The 18,155-nt window shown below is 64.3% G+C and carries 19 protein-coding genes and 1 pseudogene; 6 read left to right on the top strand and 14 right to left on the bottom strand.

Going from position 1 to position 18,155, the window contains the following annotated elements; all coding sequences use genetic code 11:
* Window positions 1-193 precede the first annotated feature (193 nt).
* A complete protein-coding gene (locus tag MNAB215_RS24085; RefSeq protein WP_077081022.1) occupies window positions 194-652 on the bottom strand; it encodes a nuclear transport factor 2 family protein in 459 nt (152 codons plus the stop codon).
* Window positions 653-717: 65 nt separating this feature from the next.
* Here MNAB215_RS24085 and MNAB215_RS24080 point away from each other — a divergent pair.
* Window positions 718-1,622: pseudogene (locus MNAB215_RS24080) on the top strand (dienelactone hydrolase family protein).
* A 19-nt stretch (window positions 1,623-1,641) separates the two neighbouring features.
* Here the strand turns inward: MNAB215_RS24080 and MNAB215_RS24075 are convergent.
* The 7 genes from MNAB215_RS24075 to MNAB215_RS24045 all read right to left on the bottom strand — a co-directional run bounded on the left by MNAB215_RS24075 (window position 1,642) and on the right by MNAB215_RS24045 (window position 6,981).
* A complete protein-coding gene (locus tag MNAB215_RS24075; RefSeq protein ID WP_077081021.1) occupies window positions 1,642-2,964 on the bottom strand; it encodes a cytochrome P450 in 1,323 nt (440 codons plus the stop codon).
* Between the two features lie 68 nt (window positions 2,965-3,032).
* Window positions 3,033-3,443, bottom strand: a complete 411-nt coding sequence (locus MNAB215_RS24070; protein ID WP_077081020.1) for a lipoprotein LpqH — start codon at window positions 3,441-3,443, stop codon at window positions 3,033-3,035.
* Window positions 3,444-3,459: 16 nt separating this feature from the next.
* The gene (locus MNAB215_RS24065) at window positions 3,460-4,290 is read right to left on the bottom strand and encodes an SDR family oxidoreductase (RefSeq protein ID WP_077082289.1); all 831 of its coding nucleotides are present in this window, start codon (window positions 4,288-4,290) and stop codon (window positions 3,460-3,462) included.
* A gap of 26 nt (window positions 4,291-4,316) precedes the next feature.
* Complete coding sequence (locus MNAB215_RS24060; RefSeq protein ID WP_108637693.1) at window positions 4,317-4,790, bottom strand: SRPBCC family protein; 474 nt, start codon at window positions 4,788-4,790, stop codon at window positions 4,317-4,319.
* Window positions 4,791-4,827: 37 nt separating this feature from the next.
* Window positions 4,828-5,238, bottom strand: coding sequence for a resuscitation-promoting factor RpfC (rpfC, locus tag MNAB215_RS24055; RefSeq protein WP_217348944.1), 411 nt, complete (start codon window positions 5,236-5,238; stop codon window positions 4,828-4,830).
* Window positions 5,239-5,373: 135 nt separating this feature from the next.
* Window positions 5,374-5,976, bottom strand: a complete 603-nt coding sequence (locus tag MNAB215_RS24050) for a chorismate mutase (RefSeq protein ID WP_083746239.1) — start codon at window positions 5,974-5,976, stop codon at window positions 5,374-5,376.
* A gap of 15 nt (window positions 5,977-5,991) precedes the next feature.
* On the bottom strand, window positions 5,992-6,981 hold the full coding sequence (locus MNAB215_RS24045) for an esterase family protein (protein WP_077081017.1): 990 nt from the start codon (window positions 6,979-6,981) through the stop codon (window positions 5,992-5,994).
* Between the two features lie 678 nt (window positions 6,982-7,659).
* Here MNAB215_RS24045 and MNAB215_RS24040 point away from each other — a divergent pair.
* The gene (locus tag MNAB215_RS24040; RefSeq protein ID WP_077082287.1) at window positions 7,660-8,763 is read left to right on the top strand and encodes a DUF7159 family protein; all 1,104 of its coding nucleotides are present in this window, start codon (window positions 7,660-7,662) and stop codon (window positions 8,761-8,763) included.
* A 50-nt stretch (window positions 8,764-8,813) separates the two neighbouring features.
* On the opposite strand, the gene MNAB215_RS24035 is transcribed toward MNAB215_RS24040, so the two are convergent.
* From MNAB215_RS24035 to MNAB215_RS24025, 3 genes are read right to left on the bottom strand one after another with little or no spacing between them, the layout of a single operon-like run.
* The gene (locus MNAB215_RS24035; protein WP_077081016.1) at window positions 8,814-9,365 is read right to left on the bottom strand and encodes a YceI family protein; all 552 of its coding nucleotides are present in this window, start codon (window positions 9,363-9,365) and stop codon (window positions 8,814-8,816) included.
* Entirely contained in the window at window positions 9,362-10,375 is a 1,014-nt protein-coding gene (locus MNAB215_RS24030; RefSeq protein ID WP_077081015.1) for an alcohol dehydrogenase catalytic domain-containing protein, read from the bottom strand. The genes MNAB215_RS24035 and MNAB215_RS24030 overlap by 4 nt, the downstream gene beginning before the upstream one ends.
* Before the next feature lie 27 nt (window positions 10,376-10,402).
* Window positions 10,403-11,686, bottom strand: coding sequence for a cytochrome P450 (locus MNAB215_RS24025; RefSeq protein ID WP_077081014.1), 1,284 nt, complete (start codon window positions 11,684-11,686; stop codon window positions 10,403-10,405).
* 264 nt (window positions 11,687-11,950) lie between these two features.
* Between MNAB215_RS24025 and MNAB215_RS24020 the strand changes: the two genes are divergently transcribed.
* The 3 genes from MNAB215_RS24020 to MNAB215_RS24010 are packed head-to-tail and all read left to right on the top strand — an operon-like array spanning window position 11,951 to window position 12,920.
* Window positions 11,951-12,349: a hypothetical protein gene (locus MNAB215_RS24020; RefSeq protein ID WP_077081013.1), complete on the top strand. Its 399-nt coding sequence runs from the start codon at window positions 11,951-11,953 to the stop codon at window positions 12,347-12,349.
* Between the two features lie 7 nt (window positions 12,350-12,356).
* The gene (locus tag MNAB215_RS24015) at window positions 12,357-12,647 is read left to right on the top strand and encodes a hypothetical protein (protein WP_077081012.1); all 291 of its coding nucleotides are present in this window, start codon (window positions 12,357-12,359) and stop codon (window positions 12,645-12,647) included.
* A gap of 45 nt (window positions 12,648-12,692) precedes the next feature.
* Entirely contained in the window at window positions 12,693-12,920 is a 228-nt protein-coding gene (locus MNAB215_RS24010; protein WP_077081011.1) for an Rv1893 family protein, read from the top strand.
* Window positions 12,921-12,923: 3 nt separating this feature from the next.
* Here MNAB215_RS24010 and MNAB215_RS24005 read toward each other — a convergent pair whose 3' ends face one another.
* The 3 genes from MNAB215_RS24005 to pstS form a co-directional block, all read right to left on the bottom strand.
* Window positions 12,924-14,054, bottom strand: coding sequence for a nitronate monooxygenase (locus MNAB215_RS24005; protein ID WP_077081010.1), 1,131 nt, complete (start codon window positions 14,052-14,054; stop codon window positions 12,924-12,926).
* Window positions 14,055-14,169: 115 nt separating this feature from the next.
* Window positions 14,170-14,634, bottom strand: a complete 465-nt coding sequence (locus MNAB215_RS24000; protein WP_077082286.1) for a hypothetical protein — start codon at window positions 14,632-14,634, stop codon at window positions 14,170-14,172.
* A 192-nt stretch (window positions 14,635-14,826) separates the two neighbouring features.
* Entirely contained in the window at window positions 14,827-15,936 is a 1,110-nt protein-coding gene (gene pstS, locus MNAB215_RS23995; RefSeq protein WP_077081009.1) for a phosphate ABC transporter substrate-binding protein PstS, read from the bottom strand.
* Between the two features lie 270 nt (window positions 15,937-16,206).
* Here pstS and MNAB215_RS23990 point away from each other — a divergent pair, with 270 nt between their 5' ends.
* Window positions 16,207-18,150: a flavin-containing monooxygenase gene (locus MNAB215_RS23990; protein WP_077081008.1), complete on the top strand. Its 1,944-nt coding sequence runs from the start codon at window positions 16,207-16,209 to the stop codon at window positions 18,148-18,150.
* Window positions 18,151-18,155: the final 5 nt, after the last annotated feature.

The following is an 18,155-nucleotide window of genomic DNA, read 5'->3' as shown; positions in this document are numbered from 1 at the left end:
TAATCAGCCATCGCGTCAATTTAAAAAAATCATCGACCGCGTTAATAGTACGCCGCAGCGCGGAGAGAATACGGCCCGGCCCCTGAGGCGTACTCCACACGTATAATAGCGTCTCAACTGGGCAAAGCTGGGCCCGCTCGGTTTCGGGCGCACAAATTAAAATGTCCGAACATTCGCGATATCGGACTAACGGTCAGACTAATGCCGACGCGTCAAAGATCCAGCTGGTGTCCGCATTCGCGAGGTTCTCGAAATGGTTTGGCGGAGCGAAGCTGACGAGACTATTCATGTCCCAATAGTCTTTCCAGACCGTGACTTTTCCGTCGACCACCTTGTGAACGGTGACGAATCGTAAAACCCCTTTTTCACCGGTCGCGAAAGTCCATGTCTCGGAGTGCTCGTAGATGACATCGGATCCATTCGACACCAGCAGTCCGTCGTGGTTCTCGTAGCCGGCCAGCGGCTCGAGACCCATTTTCAGCCGTTTCACGATGTCTTCGGGGCCACGCGCCGACAACGCGGGAACCGGCATGTCGACATATAGGCAGTCGGGCGCCAGGAAGGTCTTGAGCGCATCCCAATCCCGGCGCGAAAGTGCCCGCCAGAGCCCGAGCACGACATCGTCGACCAAGATCGTAGAAAGTTCTGTCATAACGGCCAACTAACCCGGTTGGCACACCCGTGTCAACCACACCTTTTCGGCGGATACTCGCCAACGTGACTTCGCTACAGCGCTACCTCGCCGAGGAAATTGCGACCGACCATCTCGACGGCCTACTAACCAGGCGCGAGGCGATGAGGCGACTAGCCTTGCTCGGCGTGGCTGCGTCGTCGGCCACCGCGCTCATCGCCTCCTGCTCCAAGCAGCACGAGGCGGCCGAAGGCCCGGCCTCCACCGCCACCCCCGAGACGTCAACCACGCCAACGCAACCGCCCGGCATGGCTAATGCGCAACCCACCGCACCGATCACCTGGCCCGGCCAGCAGGGCGAACTTCAGGGGGCATGGGCACAAGCGGCCGACTCCAAGGGCGCCGTGCTGGTCATCCACGAGAACAAGGGATTGACCGACTGGGTGCGGTCGGTGGCCGGCTGGCCGGGGCCGGATTTTCGGCGCTGGCGATCGACCTGCTCTCCGAGAAGGGCGGAACCGCCACCTTTGCCGATCCGGCGCAGGCCACCGCGGCCCTGGGCACGATAGCGCCCGAACAGTTCACCCACGACCTGAATTCCGGTGTCGCGGAACTGAAGCTGCGGGCTCCGGGACAGAAGGTCGGTGTGGTCGGCTTTTGTTTTGGCGGTGGATTGGTATGGCAGCTGTTGGCGTCCGGCGCGCTCGGAGTGTCAGCCGCGGTCCCGTTCTACGGTCCGCTACCCGACAATCCCGATTTCATCGGGTCCAAGGCCGCCGTGCTGGGTATTTACGCGGCCCTGGACACTCGCGTCACGGGCTCGCAGTCCGCCGCCAAGACCGCCCTCGATCGGGCCGGGCTGGTCAGCGATCTTGTTGTCGAACCGAACGCCGATCATGCGTTCTTCAACGACACCGGCCCCCGCTACCAGGCGGCCGACGCCTGGCAACGGCTGCTCGCGTGGTTCGGCCGCTACCTCGCACCGCAATGATCTTGCGCCGCAGCACAATCTAGAGATCGACAGGAGCCATCGACCGTGCCCGGCCCAGCGCTACCGGCAACGTCGACCATCCACGCAGCACCCGGGTGTCGCGCCTGCTTCCGGCACCCGCCGCCCGCACATCGGGGAAGTGCTCGAAAAACGTCCGCAATCCGACTTCGCCCTCGGCCCGGGCAAGCGCGGCGCCCAAGCAGAAGTGCCGGCCCCCAGAAAACGCGAGATGCTTTCCCGCATTGGGACGTTCGATATCGAAGCGGTGCGGGTCGGGAAAGACAATCGGATCCCGGTTGGCGGCGGCCAGATACACCACCACCAACTCGCCGCGTTCGATCCGCATGCCCGCCGCCTCAACATCTTTGAGGGCGACGCGCGCGGTGAGCTGCACCGGCGAGTCAAGTCGCAAGATCTCTTCAACGGCGTTGGGCCACAACTCGGGACGTTCACGTAACGTCGGCAGGTGTTCGGGATTGTCGAGCAACATGCGAATCCCGTTGCTCAACAGGTTCACCGTGGTTTCGAAGCCAGCGGCCAACACCAACCCGGCGATCGCCTGAAGCTCAGGATCGCTGAGATACGTTTCAGCAGAGCCACTTTCAGATCTCTGGATCAGCTGGCTCATCAGACTGTCACTCGGATTATGCCGCAATTCCCGCAAGTGGTCGGCCAGCCAGAGGTTGAAGCCAGCGATGCCCTTCTGCACGCTGCGGTACTGTCGCCACGGCAATCCGATGTCCAGGCTGGGCGCTGCGAGCTCACCGAATTCCAGTACGCGCCTGCGGTCTTGGTCGGGCACGCCCAAGATGTCGCTGATGATCGCCACCGGAAGTTGCGAGCAGTACCGGGCAACGATGTCGACGACGCCGGACTCGTCGGCCAGCTGGTCCAAGAGGCCGATGGCGGTCTGCTCGACTCGATCACGTAGTCCAGCGACCGCCCTGGGCGTGAACACCGCCGACACCGACTTGCGGTAGCGGGTGTGGTCCGGCGCCTCGACGGCCAGCAGCGACGGCGGTCGCAGCGGGTGGAGAAGATCGTCGCGGGTGCGGCGCTCCAGCCGGGCAAGCCACCCCGGCAAGTTAGACCCCATCGAGAGCACGCGAAAGTCGTCAGATCGGAGCAGCTCGCCGGCGAGCGCATGGTCGACCGCCAAATAGCTGACCCGGCTCTTGACCAGCGGGCCCCGTGCCCGCACTTCGTCGTAGAACGGCACAGGGTTGGCGGTCACCTGTGGATCGGCCACCAACCTCGCATTCAACACACCCTGACGCACTCCGATCGCTGCGGCGCCACGGAAAAATCCGTGCATCGCAAGCCAGTGCAACCTCTCCCTCACAGCCCCTCCCTAGAAGTGGTCGTCTACCAAGACTAGGCGGGGGATGTTCCGGCGGGGTCAACACACAGTCAACACTCAGCAGACAGCTTGAAATCCGTCGTGATCACCTTGTTGGGATTATTGCTGTTGATGCCGTAGGCGCTGCCGGTGATGGTGTACGCGCTGTTGCTGACGTCGACGTGGGCGTCGCCGACCCCGCCTTCCCAGAAGCTACCGGTGAATCCGCCGACGTTGCGGATCTTCACCCACTGGGGGATGGCCCGATAACCACTGAGCAGCACCACCGCTTCGACCTGGCTGTCGCGGTCGCGGATGTTGATGGTCCGGTATCCCTGCAATTGGCTGCACTCGGCGGGGCGGGTGGTGTGCGTGGCCCCATCGATGGTCAGATGCGCAGCCGCGCGCGGCGTGGTCTGCGGCGATCCGCACGCAGCGACACTCGCGACGACGAACACCGCCGCTACCAACCCATTCCGCATCAGCTCGGCTCCTTTACTACCGTTCGGACATCAGCCCGGGCAGGGTTTTGACGATGCTTCTCCGCACCAATTCCGGGCTCAGGCCCTTGAACAGGTCGATCAGCCGAATGCTTTTCGGCACATACCAGTGCAACCGCTTCGGGTGGTGGTAAGCCTGCCACGCCGCCTGGGCCACGCTGCTCGCCGGCATCAGCCGGAAGGGGCCCTTCTTGGGCGCGGTGGCGCGGAGCTCGTCGGCGGACATCGGGGCCGCGCCGGCGTCGGAGTGGTTGCGGGTCGAGGTAAGGATGGGGGTGTCGATCAGACCGGGCAGCACGTCGGCGACCCGCACACCATGCCGGTGCCACTCGACGCTGAGTGCCTCGGTCAACCCTTTGACCGCGTGCTTGGTCGAGGAGTAGACGGCGATGCGCGGCATGCCGAACGTGCCCGCCGAGGACGACGTCGAAAACATCAGGCTGCCAGGGGTTTTCTTCAGGTAGGGGAGCGCGCCGTAGGCGCCGGTCAACACTGCCTTGTAGTTGACCTCGACGACGCGCATCGCCGCGTCGTAAGGCACGTCCTCGAACCAGCCGGATTCGCCGACGCCGGCGTTGTTCCACATCATGTCCAGCCCACCGCCGGCGTTACCGGCGCAATAGTCGGCAAGGGCGCTGTCCAGCTCCGCCTTGTCCGTCACATCGACGACGCGGGTCCACAACCGCTCGGCACCGAGTTCCCGGGCGAGGGCCGCGAGTCCATCGGCGCTTCGGTCGACCGCACCAACGCGCCAGCCTTTGCCGTGGAAGAGCTTGGCTCCTTCGCGCCCCATGCCGCTGGCCGCTCCGGTGATGAAGACCGATTTCACGACGCCTGGCATGAAGGCCTTCCCGGTCAGACCGCTTCGACGACGTCTTTGATGCGGTTCAGCGTCTTCGTCATATCACGGACGTTGCGCCGCTTACGGAGAAAGCCGCCGAACACCAAGTAGACGCCGAGCCACGGCGCGGGGGTGAGCCGAAACGACTCGGTCACGTCCGTGCCCCCACCCGACGGCGCCAACCGGTAGTGCCAATTGTTCACGGCGCGATCGCCGAGGAGGACCGCAAAACCGAATTCACGACCAGGTTCACACGCGGTCACTTCGCATGTCGTCCAATAAACCGGACCTATTTCATTTCGCCGGACGTGGCCACGAAATTTCGCGCCGAGTGCCGGGCCGGTCGCTTCGCCCAGCCACTCCGCTTCCATTACTTCGGGGGAGAAGCGTCCCGTGTTACGGACGTCGGCGATCAGATCCCAGATCTTGTCCGCGGGCGCCGCCATGTGCACTGTGGCCGAACCTTCCATGACCCGATCCAAACACATGTTCCGACGGGGTCATAGACCCCTCGCGTCGCGGCTACTAGTGCGGCATCGCTGCCTGGATGAGGCTGTTGATCATTTGCTTGATGCCCTGAGCCGGGTGCGAGTACCAGCCGATGGGAAGTCCGGACTGGGCGCCGCACTTCGGCCAAGGCTCGACGCCCTGGTCTGCGAAAAGCCGGTCAGCCACCGCGATTTGCTGCTCCCGGGAGGCCGCCGCGGGATTGCCGACACCGCCGTATCGGGCCCAGGTGTCCGGTTTGAACTGCAATCCGCCGTATTCGCCGTTTCCCGTGTTGGCGTGCCAGTTGCCGCCAGACTCGCACTGCGCGATCGCATCCCAGTTGGGCGTGGGCGCCGCGCCGGCTTCAGCGGTGGACGGGCCAAGCAACGCCACGACAAACCCGCCGACGATCGCCGACTTGATGAGAGGTTTGGCGAGATTTCTCATGTCAAGCAATTCGTCACGTGTGTACAAAGCGTTACCGATTCGATTAACACGCGAGATAAGAAATTTATGGCATTTTTATGGCAACCAATTCAGCGCAGCTCGGATACCGCTGACAGGTAGTTAGACGGGCAAACCTCAGGCGCAATACGACTGCGTGGCCGTCATCAGGGCCTGCTGGTACAAGCCGTCGAGGTGCCGGGACTCGATGACCTCGCCCCTGGCCGCGTCGAGCGCAGGGGCACACTGCGGGGAGCGCAACAGGTCCCAGTTCGTTGCGATCTGGGTCAGCATCGTCTGGTTGAGGCCGTCGATCGCCGAGCGCGACGCCGCCAGGTCAGGGGAACCGCTCGGGGCGCTGGACGCGTCGAGCTTCCAATCCGCGAACCGGCGGTATTCGATCGCCTCGGTTGCGTTGATCTGGTCGCTGAACGCCCGGCTGACGTAGTGAGGATCGATGTGTTTGCCGGTGGCGTCAGAGCTGAGCGCGGATAGTTGCTGTCGCACGCGGGCGGGGTCCTCGATGGCGCCGTGGGTGTTCCATTTGAAGGCGGCCACCGGCTCGGCGATCTGCAATCGCTGCGCGGCGGCATCGACCAGCTCGGTCAGCGGGTTGGCACCGTCGGCGTGCGCCGGGGTTGCAAGCAGTGTGGCAACCAGTACGACAACCGCGCCGACCTTATTGCCGGCCCTTAACGCACTACTGCGCCTGACGATTCTCGTCAAGCGCAGTAGCGACATCCGGCATTAAAAGAGTTATCCGCCGCCCCCGGGTGTAGCACCCAAGCTGGTCTGCAGGTCACCCTTCATCGCGTTGAGCTGAGCTCCCCAGTACTCCCAGCTGTGGGTTCCGTAGTTCGGGAAGTTGAACACGGCGTTGTGGCCGCCCGCCGCGTTGTAGGCGTCTTGGAACTTCTTGTTGACGCCGATCATGAAGTTGCTCTCGAGGAACGTGGCCGGCAAATTGGCACCGCCCAGTTCGTTCGGAGTCCCGTTGCCGCAGTACACCCAGAGCCGGGTGTTATTGGCGACGAGCTGGCCGACGTTGACCAAGGGGTCGTTGCGTTGCCATGCGGGGTCGCTATCTGGCCCCCACATGTCTTCCTTCTTGTAGCCGCCGGCATCACCCATCGCCAGGCCTATCCAGCTCTGCCCGGTGGACGGGCTGAGGTAGCCGGACAGCGAACCGGCGTAGACGAACTGAGCGGGGTGGTAGATCGCCAGATTCATCGACGATGCACCCGCCATTGAGATGCCGACCGCGGCGCTACCGTTCGCCTTGACGCCCTTCTGCGACGACAGGTACCCGGGCAGCTCGCTGGTCAGGAACGTCTCCCACTTGTAGGTCGAGCAGCCGGCCTTGCCGCACGCCGGGCGGTACCAGTCCGTGTAGAAGCTCGACTGGCCACCGACTGGCATGACTACTGATAGGCCTGATTTGTAGTACCACTCGAATGCGGGAGTGTTGATGTCCCAGCCGTTGTAGTCGTCCTGGGCCCGCAGCCCGTCGAGCAGGTACACCGCGGGAGAGCCGTCACCGCCACTTTGGAACTGGACCTTGATGTTGCGGCCCATCCCCGCGGACGGCACCTGCAGGTATTCGACGGGCAGGCCAGGCCGCGAGAAAGCACTCGCGGTCGGCGCGCCGTCGGCAAGACCGATCAAGCCGGGCAACGTCACAGCCGCTGCCGCACCGACCAAAAGCCGGCGCCCCCAGGCCCGGATCTTCTCGCTCACGTCTGTCATACCTGCGCCCCTTGTCGTATGTCGTCGCGCCTGCTCTCGGCAGAATTTACCGTGCTAATAGGTCAAATGTCGATCTAGACGCGAAGTCATCTCAATTTTGTCTCGGCCATCGTCATGAATAAAGCAAGTGTGATAACTGGGTCGCAAAGCCCACACGGGCGTGCTCGTCGCCCGTTCGCGAGCCCTCGCCAGCGTAAACGCCAGGCAGGGGGCCGACAGCGGAAAGCCCGCGTGCGGGTAAGTGACCCGCATACAACTGCAGGTACAAAGGGTGTCTAATCAAGATCGTCGGCCGATTTCGGCACGATCTTGTAGGCGGCGCAATCAGTTGGCGCTTTATCCGCATTGCGGAGGGCCAACATCGGCGGCAATGCGTCGGTCCTCGGGGCGGGCCCACGGGCCCGTGCGACACCGCACACCCCCGCAGTACGTTCGGCGATCGGTTCGACGCGGTTTGTGGTTGCGGCGGCCGTGCCAGCGCTTGTCTGGCGGATTTGGCATCGATGCAACCGAACTCGCGGGGAACGCGTAGGCTCTCTCGGAGCAAGCAAGCCGATGGAGACCACACGCAATCCCGGTCCGTTCCGGCTCTCAGGAATCACCGCGGCCGCGCGCTTCATGGTGGGCAGTGATTCGACTGGGAATGTCGGGGTTCCGGGGACGATCGAGGTGCAAATTTTGGACACGGTACTGGGCCTATCAGTGGCGCCAACCACCGTCGGATGGGTCCTCGCTGAAGGGCATGACGCGGACGGCACCATCCTTGACCACCACGAACTGGCGCTACGCGCCGGTCGCGGCGTGCCCGCCGTAAGTACCGCAGAGCAGGTGACAGAAGAGGTCATGCGGGTCGACGCGCTGGCGGCCGCAAACGATCACCATCTGCGCGTCATCGGGGTGACGTGGAACGACGAGGCGTCCGCCCAAGCCGCACTGCTGCTGGAGGCGTTGACCGATGCCGGTTTCGACAATGTCGTGCCGGTGCGATGGCTCGAGGCCGTCGAGACCCTCGCGATGGCCATCGCGCCCGTCATCGGATACGAGCAGACCGCCGTCTGCGTCCTCGAACATGAGTCCGCGACCGTTGTGATGGTCGATAGCCATGACGGCGAGACGCAGACGGTCGTCAAGGAGGTGAGTGGCGGCTTCGATGGACTGCGGACCTGGCTGACCGGAATGTTCCACCGCAGTGGATGGCGACCCGGCGGCGTCGTTGTCGTCGGCGCCGACGATGACATCAACGGATTCTCATGGCAGCTTGAAAAGGCCTTGCCCGTACCGGTTTTCGCACAAACCATGGCACAGGTGACAGTCGCGCGGGGCACCGCGTTGGCGGCAGCCCGAAGCACCGACTTCACCGACGAGCAGCTCGTCGTCCACAACGATGAGCCGGTCGCGCCGCCCGCACGGCCCGGCCGCCGGTCCTACGCCGGGGCCGTGACCGCCCTGGCCGCCGGCGCGATTACCTTCGTCTGTTCGGCATCACTCGCGCTCGGCATTCAGCTGACCTCGGACGCCGAGCGTGGACCGGCAAAGCACACTTCGCCTAGCCCACAAGTCGCCGAGGCGGTCGCGCCGGCCCTTGCCCCTGCGCCGCCGGTTGAGTCACCCGCGGCCCGGCCCATGACGCCGGCCGCCGAACCGGGCGTCCCGGACGAGCAGCCGGCCGGCGGCGACCGGCTGTCCGGCACGGATGGCCGGCAGCCTTATTTGACCCGGGTGCTGGAGCACATTCCAAGCGACGCCGGAGATGCGGCACCGCGCGACGCGGCGCAACCCTAAACCGCTAAATCTCTTGCAGTAAAAGCAATTTCGGGCACGGATAGGGCAGATCAACCGTCCTTGGCGTGAATCGCGGTGAAAGACACCGTCACGTCGTCGGCAACCTGCACCGAGCCCATCAGTATCGAGTAGGGTTTGATCCCGTAGGCAGACTGACGGACGCCTGACTCAACAGACATCCGCCAGGTGTCGCCGAGATCCTCTGTGCGCAAATCAATTACGTGCTCGTGCGTCTTGCCGCAAACTTCGAGCCGGCCACCGAGGCGGTATCCCTCGTCGGTCTTGTCAATGACATCGGCGGCGAAGCTGATCGTAGGAAAACGACTGGCTTGCAACGACTTCAATGCATTCGCCCGAATCACGGTCTTTTCCGGGCCGGATAACCCCTTGACGCCACCCTCGCCGCGTACCACCTCGAACGAATCCGCCTCGACCGTGAGCTCCACGGCAACCGGGTCGGCGCCGCTCCACCGCACCGTCGCGTGCCACCGCGTCATGGCGATGGTGAGGCGATGGCCCAGGCGCGCGGCCCTACCCGCGACACCGGTGCGGACGAGCAACTCACCGTCGGCAGGCTCGAAGCTCCACACAGCTGGAGTCACATCGTCAGGACGGTGCGGTAATGCGCCTTGCCCTGCTCGAGCGCCGCATAACCGTCGGCGGCCTGCGCCAGGGGAAGTTCTTCGATCCACGCCCGCACGCCCGACAGGACCGCGAAATGCATTGTGTCCTCGACCTCTTTGGCGGTGCCGGAGGGATGGCCGACGATGCTGATGCCCGGATTTATCAGCTGAACGGGGCTGATCGGCAGCGGCTCCGGCGTGACCCCGATGGTCACGAGCTCACCCTGCGGCGCGATCCCACCGACCGTCGCCGCCATGGCCGGCGAGCTTCCCGCCGTCGCGAGGACGACGGTCGCGCCGCCCAGCGCGATCAACGCCTCGGCTGGGTCGCTCGCAGTGGAGTCGATGTAGTGATGGGCGCCGAGTTTCTGGGCATCATCTTTCTTGCCGGTCCCGCGGGCTATCGCGATGGTCTCGAAACCCATCGCCCGCGCGAATTGGACCCCGAGGTGGCCCAGCCCGCCGACGCCGAGAATCGCTACCCGGTCACCCGGTAGCGCCTTGGTGTGCCGCAGCGCGTTGTAGACGGTGGTGCCCGCACAACCCATGGGGGCGGCCTCCACGTCGGTGAGCCCGTCCGGGATCCGCGCCAGCGCGCTGACCGGCACGGTCACCGACTCCGCGTATCCGCCGGGATATTGCCAGCTGGGCACTTTCCCGTTCAGACAGTGGATGAACTGGCCCTTCCGGCACTGATCGCAGCGGTAGCAGCAACCGCCGAACCATCCGACGGCGACACGATCGCCGACCGCGAAATCCTGGACGCCAGAGCCGATTTCGGCGATTTTCCCGGCGATCTCGTGGCCCGGGGTGAACGGCCACGTCATGCCGGGGAACCCGCCCGCGACGAAGTGGGCGTCGGTTCCGCAAATGCCGCACGCGGTGACCGTCAGCCGCACCTCATCGCGGCCCGGTGGCGTGGTTTCAGCGTCGACCAGCTCCAAAGCTGCACCGGGAGAGGAAACGTGGACCGCTCGATGGGTGGGCATGGACTTAGCTTGTCATCCCCAAGCCTACTATGCGACCGGACATTTCTGGTCGCCGTTGGTGTGGTAGTCGACCTGCCAGTGCTTGATTCCGTTGAGCCAGCCCGACCGCAGCCGCTCGGGCTTGCCAACGGATTCCAGATCGGGCATGGCGTCGGCGATCGCGTTGAACATCAGGTCGATCGTCATCCGCGCCAGGTTGGCTCCGATGCAGTAATGAGCGCCGGTGCCCCCGAATCCCACATGCGGGTTGGGATCACGCAGGATGTTGAAGCTGAACGGGTCCTCGAAGACTTCCTCGTCGAAATTGGCTGAGCGATAGACCATGACGACTCGCTGGCCCTTTTTGATCTGCACGCCGGACAGCTCGTAGTCCTCCAGCGCGGTCCGCTGGAACGACGTCACCGGGGTGGCCCACCGCACGATCTCGTCGGCCGTGGTGACGGGACGCTCCCGCTTGTACAGCTCCCATTGCTCCGGGAAGTCGGTGAAGGCCATCATGCCTTGGGTGATCGAGTTGCGGGTGGTCTCGTTGCCCGCGACGGCGAGCAGGATGACGAAGAAGCCGAATTCGTCGTCGGAAAGCTTGTGACCGTCGACGTCGGCCTCGATCAGCTTGGTGACGATGTCGTCCCCGGGGTTTTGCGCCCGGTCGGCGGCCATCTGCATGGCGTAGGTGATCAGTTCGACCGAGGCGCCCATGGCGTCGTTGCGGGCGAACTCAGGATCCATGTCGCCCACCATCTGGTTGGACCAGTGGAACAGTTTCATGCGGTCTTCCTGCGGCACACCCATCAGCCCGGCGATGGCCTGTAGCGGTAGTTCGCACGACACCTGTTCGACGAAGTCGCCGGAGCCCTGCGCGGCGGCCGACGCGACGATCTGGCGGGCGCGCTCGTTGAGGTCTTCGCGCAACCGCTCGACCGCCCGCGGGGTGAAGCCGCGGGAGATGATTTTGCGCAGATGAGTGTGTTGCGGAGCGTCCATGTTGAGCAACACGAACTTGCCCGTCTCGCGCTGCTCGCGGACCGTGCCCTCTCGGTAGCGGGGCAGGGCGGTGTTCTGCAGGCTGGAGAACACATCGCTGCGCCGCGAGATCTCTTTGACGTCCTTGTGCTTGGACACCACCCAGTAGCCGTCGTCATCGAATCCGCCGGAACCGGCGGGCTGCTCGTTCCACCAGATCGGCGCGGTCCGACGCAGCTCGGCCAGTTCCTCGACGGGCAGCCGCTCGGCGTGGATATCCGGGTCGGTGAAGTCGAACCCGGCAGGCAGATTCGGGACCGGCTTGGTGGTCGTCTTAGAAGTTGACAAGGTCCCACTCCTCGATACGAAGTCGTCTAGTCGTCGTCTGTGCCAAATAAACCATTGCTAGACCACGTTTGGGAAGCATCCACGCAAGATCGTCGAGCCCAAATTGCAACATGTTCACCCACCCATTCGTCGTGGGCCGGGGGAGAGCGCAAAAAGCACCGAAACCCTGCCCCGTCCGGACAGGAACCGCCTGGGCCTTGTAGCCCGGAGCACAGTGGATATGCTTTGGTGCAGGTCACCGGCGACTCATGAACGGGGCGGAAGATGATTCGCGAAGTACTCGGCGCCATTGCGATAACCGGCGCGACGATCAGCGTGGCGCCCAGCGCCGCCGCCGGTTACGAGGGCGACGTACCTAACATGAACTACCAGGCCTCGTTCGGCGCACCGTGCGACAACTACGAGCGCTTCATTTTCGGACGTGGGCCCAGCGGCCAGGCCGAGGCCTGCCATTTCCCGCCGCCCAACCAATTCCCGGCCGCCACCATCGGGTACTGGGTCATCTCGTATCCGCTCTACGGAGTCCAACAGAACGGTGCAAAGTGCCCGGGCCCGCAGTCCGCGGCGCAGACGCCCGATGGGCTGCCGATGCTGTGCCTGGGTGCACAGGGGTGGCAGCCCGGCTGGTTCACCGGAGCGGGGTTCTTCCCACCCGGCGGGTGACGTAATCATGCGCAACGACCAGCCGGCCACAGTTGTGGTGCCGCGCTGGCTGCGTTTCGTCCTCGCGTCTGATCGCGCCGGTTCGGCGTGGTACGTCGGAACCGGCTTCTTCTTTGCCCCGGTGCTCGCCGTGTTCTCGCCGTGGCCGGCCGTCACCGCCGTGCTCTGGACGATCATCGCGGTGGCGGGCTTATGGTTGGGCCTGCTCGGCATCGCGATGGCCGTCGGCCTGGCCCGGATATTGCGCTCCGGCGGCGAGATCCCCGAGGAGTATTGGCGCACGCTGGTGAACTACTGACGCGGCTACAGTCGTATCAAAGTCCCCCAACGATTGGAGACTCGAATGGCCGTCAATCCCCGAGATGCCGTCGACGCGGTCAAAGACATTGCGACCCACGCGGTCGAAAAGGCTTCAGACATCGTCGAAAACGTCAGTGACATCATCCGCGGCGACGTCGCGGGCGGCGCCAGCAGCATCGTGCAGCATTCCATCGACATCGCGACGCACGCGGTCGACAGGACCAAGGAAGTCTTCACCGGCGGCAAGTACGAGGTCGACGAAGACGAGTAGCCGTCAGGCGCTGGCGGCCTCGTTGAGTTCGTCCAGCCTGTTGGTCGCTTCCAGGTACTCCTGCACCCAGCGTGCGATGACGGTCGACGTCTTTTCCACCTTGTTGAACTGTCCGACCACCTGACCGACCGGGTTGAAGGCGACGTCGACGGACTCGTTGGGGTACCTGTTCGTGGCCCGTACGGCCATGCCGGACACCATGTACTGCAGCGGCATGCCGAGGGGCTTCGGGTTGTCTGGCTTCTCCCATGCCTCGGTCCAGTCGTTGCGCAGCATCCGGGCCGGCTTGCCGGTGAAGGACCGGCTGCGCACGGTGTCGCGGCTGCCGGCCTTGACGTAGGCCGCCTGCTGAACCGGTGTGTTCGAGGATTCCTCGACCATCAGCCACTGCGAACCGGTCCACGCTCCCTGCGCGCCCAGCGCCAACGCCGCGGCGATCTGCTCGCCGCTGCCGATGCCGCCCGCGGCCAGCACCGGCTTCGGCGCGACCTCCTTGACGACCTGTGGCCACAACACAATTGAGCCCACCTCGCCACAGTGGCCACCGGCCTCGCCGCCCTGGGCGATGATGATGTCGACGCCCGCGTCGGCGTGCTTGCGGGCCTGCGAGGGGGAGCCGCACAGCGCGGCCACCTTGAGACCGGCGTCATGAATGTGCTTGATCATCTCGGCCGGCGGGGTGCCCAGCGCGTTGGCGATCATCTTCACCTTCGGGTGCTTCAACGCCACCTCGACCTGTGGCGTGGCGGTTGCCTCGGTCCACCCGAGCAGCTGCAGCGTGTCACCGTCGCTGTCCTCCACCGGGACACCGTGGTCGGCGAGGATCTTCTTTCCGAAGTCCAGATGGTCCTGCGGCACCATCTTGCGCAGTGTCTCGGCCAGGTCTTCCGCCGACAGGTGCGAGTCCATGCCCTCGTACTTGTTCGGGATGACAATGTCGACACCGTAGGGATGGTCACCGATGTTCTCGTCGATCCAATTGAGCTCGATCTCCAGCTGCTCGGGGGTGAAGCCGACCGCGCCGAGCACACCGAACCCGCCGGCCTTGCTAACGGCGACGACAACATCGCGGCAGTGGGTGAAGGCGAAAATCGGGAACTCGATACCGAGTTCGTCGCAAATAGGGGTGTGCATTACAACTCCTGGGACGCTCGCCGAACTGGAACGTGTTCTAGTTTAGTACGGGCGCCCATGACGAGGCCAGGGCCCCCTGATTAGCGCCCACCAACTACGACGTGTCGCCCGGCGCCTAGATCATCAGAGCACGAACCACCCACAGGGCCAGGAACGTGAACATGCATCCGGCGCAGACGAGGTGGTCGCGACAGACCGACCGGGCCAGGCGGGTTTGTTCGGGCGCGCCGTCCCCGCGGTGTCCGAGCCGAACCGCGTCGGGGACGGTTTGCGTCAGTGCCAGCATCGTCGGGACGCCGGCCAGCCCAGCCGACATCAGCAGTAGCCAACCTGGATCACGGCCTCGTGTTGCCTGAAATCCTAAGGCGCCCAACAACATAAACATGAAGAGCGCGATCAGTCGGCTCATCGGTCGGGATGTGGTCGTTGCGCGGTGGTAGTAGCCCGCGATGGACGCCAGTACCGCCTCGGGAAGTTCCTCGCCGGCCGAGCGGTGACCGAAGATTTGAGAATCAAAAATCAGGTCCATCCATAAGACCGCGAACAGAAATCCAGCACAGGCGGTGAGTAATGGGGCCACGGTATTCACCTCCGGTTTGGCCTCCGAGTCGTCCGCCGGCACGATCTCCGACGTGACGTTTCATTGTTTCGCAGCCGAACGGATAGTCACAAGGCCGTGGCTGCGGAAAATCCGCACAGTGACCGCCGGTCACAACGATGCGGGGCCGACGGACTCGCCAGCGGTTGCCTGGTTGCCTAGGCCGGGCCTGAGTCAGCTGATGGCATTGACCGAATTCAACAACCACGACTTCCACGCATTGGGAATCGGGATATATCCGTTGTCCGCCAAGCCATCCTGCCCGGTCCCCAGGGCGCTCTCCAGGAATGCCCGTACGGCCGTGCCGACCTGCGGATCCGCGTACTTCGAGCAGACAATCTCGTAGGTCGCCATCACAATCGGGTAGGCGCCGGGTTGCGTCGGGTTGTAGAACGACACGGTGTCCAGCACCATGTCGTTGTCCCGCCCCACGACTGCGGCGCCGGCGATCGTCTTGCCAACCGAGTCGGTGCTGATCGCCACCGCATCCCGGCCGGCCGGGGTGACGATCTTTGCCATGCTCAACTTCTTCGCCTCGGCGAACGACCATTCGTTGTAGGTGATCGCCCCCTCGATGGTCTTCACGGCCGATGAGGTGCCGTCGTTGCCCTTGGCGCCCTCACCGACACCGCCGTTGAACGCCTTGCCGGTGCCCCTGCCCCACGCGCCCCTGGACGCCGCATCGAGGTACTTCTGGAAGTTATCCGTGGTCCCAGACATGTCGCTGCGGAACACCACGCGAATGGGCTCGGCGGGCAGTGTCACGCCCGGGTTGAGCGCCTGGATCGCCGGATCGTTCCAGCTGGTAATGGCCCCTTTGAAGATCTTCGCCGCCGTCGGAGCATCGAGATTCAGCGACGTCACGCCCTTGACGTTGTAGGTGATCGCGATCGGCCCGAACACGACCGGCAGATCCCACGCCGGCGAGCCACACCGCTGATGCGCCGCGTCGTATTCACTGGGGGCCAACGGTGAATCCGAGCCACCGAAATCGGTTTGGTTGCCTGTGAATTCGCTGATGCCGGCGCCCGAACCGTCCGCCGTGTAGTCCAGGGTCTGACCGGGACAGGCCTGTTCGAACGCCTTCACGAAGCGGGTCATCGCGTTGGCCTGGGCCGTCGACCCGCTCGCCTTCAGCGTCGCCTTTCCGCCGCAATTCACCGTCACCGCGAATGGGGTCGACGTCGAAGTCCCCTCGGCATTCTTGTCGGCCCCGCACCCGGACAAGATCAGTGCACCGCTGGCCAAGAGACTCACCGTGGCGCCAAATCGGTTGCGCGTCAATTCCGTTCCTAACCGTCGGATGAAACGGGATCGCCGCCGCGCTGAGCGCGGCGCACCAACCAGCCATCTCTGGCAGCCACGAATCAGATATTAACAAGGTTCACGGCCCCGAAAACTTGCTATCCCGGGACGACGTAGACAAACCCGCCGGAGCCCGGGGCGCCGAGAGCCCTTGATCCGCTCCGGCGGCAGAGGGTAGCGTAGTTCTGCCAATTACGAAACGGTCAGTAGCGTAATTGGGGTGCCCCGTCCACCGAAAGGATCGGCCCGATGCGCAGCCTCTACGCCGGCGAGCCTTTCGACACGTCCACACCCGAGATCGCGACAGCGCTGGAGGACGTCAGCATCCCCACGCTGCTGCTGTCACTCGTCCACATCACCGGCGACCCGCGGTTTATCCGCGACTTCAAGCAGATGGGCATCTTCCTCAACGAGGTGCAGGGATTCATGTCCGAAGAGGACAAGGCTCGCGCCCGCGCCGAGGCGCTATCGGTGATCACCGAGTACCGGGACCGGGGCTGCCCCGAGCCGGCACCGCTGAGCCCCGAACTCATCAGGGAGATGATGGACTGGGCGGCCTGCGAGCACGTCCCCGACGACTACCTGGCGTTGGTCTCCGAGGAGCTGGATCTCGACGGGGTCGATCCCCGCCGCCCAACGGCACTGGCGCCCGAGCGCGCGGGTGACCTGCCGGTCGTCGTCGTCGGGTGCGGCGAGTCCGGCATCCTGGCGGGCATCCGGCTTCGGCAGGCCAACATCCCCTTCACCATCGTGGAGAAGAACGCCGGCCCGGGCGGAACATGGTGGGAGAACAGCTATCCCGGGGCCCGCGTGGATGTGGCGAACCATTTCTATTGCTACAGCTTCGAACCCAACAATGACTGGACCCACTTCTTCGCCGAGCAGTACGAGCTGCAGGACTACTTCACCAAGGTGATGGCGAAGCACGACCTTAGTGAGCATGTGCGGTGGAACACCGAGGTTCTCGCGGCCGACTGGGACGACGACGACGGCATGTGGACAGTCTCGCTGCGCGGCGCCGACGGCCACTCGGACACGGTGCGCGCACGCGCCATCATCACCGCGGTCGGCCAGCTCAACCGCCCGAACATTCCCGAATTCGACGGCGCAAACACGTTCGAGGGGCCATCCTTTCACTCCGCCGCGTGGGATCACTCGGTCGACCTGACCGGCAAGCGGGTCGCACTCATCGGGGCCGGCGCGAGCGGGTTTCAAATCGCGCCGGCCATCGCCGACACGGTCGAGCATCTCACCGTGTTCCAGCGGACCGCCCAGTGGATGTTCCCCAATCCGATGTACCACGACGAGGTCGGTGACGGCGTGCGCTGGGCGATGCGCCACCTGCCGTGCTACGGACGGTGGTACCGATTCCTGGTGCTATGGCCCGGATCCGACAAGGGCCTCGATGCCGCCGAGGGCGACCCGAACTACGCAGACTCCGACCACGCCGTCAGCGATATCAACGCCGCAGCGCAGATGATGTTCTCGCAGTGGATCACCAGCCAGGTCGGCGACGACCCGAACTCAGCGGAGTTACTTGCCAAGGTCATGCCCGACTATCCCGCGTGCGGCAAACGGACCCTGCAGGACAACGGAAGCTGGCTGCAAACGTTGCAGCGAGACAATGTCGAATTGGTGCGCACCCCGATCCGGGAGATCACCGCCCGCGGCGTGGTCACCGACGACGGCGCGAGCCACGACGCCGACGTCATCGTCTACGCCACCGGATTCCGGCACACCGATGTGCTGTGGCCGCTGAAAGTGACCGGCCGCAACGGAATTGATCTTCGCGATATGTGGGGGACCCGGCCGTATGCCTACCTGGGCATCACTGTCCCGGACTTTCCCAACTTCTTCATCGTGTACGGGCCCGGAACGCACCTCGCCCACGGCGGCAGCCTGATCTTCCAGTCGGAATTGCAGATGCGCTACGTCGACCAGTGCCTGCAGCGGTTGGCCGAGGCCGACATTCATTCCGTGGAGCCGCGGCCCGAGGCGGCCACCGATTGGCATCAGCGGACGCAGACCCAGATCAAGAAAATGGTGTGGTCACACCCCGCCGTCAAACACTCGTACTTCAAGAACGCCGACGGGGAGATCCACACCGTCAGCCCGTGGCGGCTCAACGAATACTGGGCGGCCATCCGCGAGCCCGATTGGTCACAATTCGTAGTGCGACACCGAAGTTCTTAATGCGA

It is taken from the genome of Mycobacterium numidiamassiliense, from assembly GCF_900157365.1.
Lineage (GTDB): Bacteria > Actinomycetota > Actinomycetes > Mycobacteriales > Mycobacteriaceae > Mycobacterium > Mycobacterium numidiamassiliense.
Note: the sequence above shows the minus strand (reverse complement) of the source record. Positions and strands in the feature narration are given on the sequence as shown.

Bases quoted from the DNA above. Each gene is read 5' to 3' on its own strand.
- MNAB215_RS24005 (WP_077081010.1), bottom strand. From the start codon at position 14,054: ATGCACACCCCTATTTGCGACGAACTCGGTATCGAGTTCCCGATTTTC.
- MNAB215_RS24050 (WP_083746239.1), bottom strand. From the start codon at position 5,976: ATGTCGCTACTGCGCTTGACGAGAATCGTCAGGCGCAGTAGTGCGTTA.
- MNAB215_RS24045 (WP_077081017.1), bottom strand. From the start codon at position 6,981: ATGACAGACGTGAGCGAGAAGATCCGGGCCTGGGGGCGCCGGCTTTTG.
- MNAB215_RS24060 (WP_108637693.1), bottom strand. From the start codon at position 4,790: ATGTGTTTGGATCGGGTCATGGAAGGTTCGGCCACAGTGCACATGGCG.
- MNAB215_RS24020 (WP_077081013.1), top strand. From the start codon at position 11,951: ATGATTCGCGAAGTACTCGGCGCCATTGCGATAACCGGCGCGACGATC.
- MNAB215_RS24015 (WP_077081012.1), top strand. From the start codon at position 12,357: ATGCGCAACGACCAGCCGGCCACAGTTGTGGTGCCGCGCTGGCTGCGT.
- MNAB215_RS24030 (WP_077081015.1), bottom strand. From the start codon at position 10,375: ATGCCCACCCATCGAGCGGTCCACGTTTCCTCTCCCGGTGCAGCTTTG.
- MNAB215_RS24070 (WP_077081020.1), bottom strand. From the start codon at position 3,443: ATGCGGAATGGGTTGGTAGCGGCGGTGTTCGTCGTCGCGAGTGTCGCT.
- MNAB215_RS24010 (WP_077081011.1), top strand. From the start codon at position 12,693: ATGGCCGTCAATCCCCGAGATGCCGTCGACGCGGTCAAAGACATTGCG.
- rpfC (WP_217348944.1), bottom strand. From the start codon at position 5,238: ATGAGAAATCTCGCCAAACCTCTCATCAAGTCGGCGATCGTCGGCGGG.
- MNAB215_RS23990 (WP_077081008.1), top strand. From the start codon at position 16,207: ATGCGCAGCCTCTACGCCGGCGAGCCTTTCGACACGTCCACACCCGAG.
- MNAB215_RS24085 (WP_077081022.1), bottom strand. From the start codon at position 652: ATGACAGAACTTTCTACGATCTTGGTCGACGATGTCGTGCTCGGGCTC.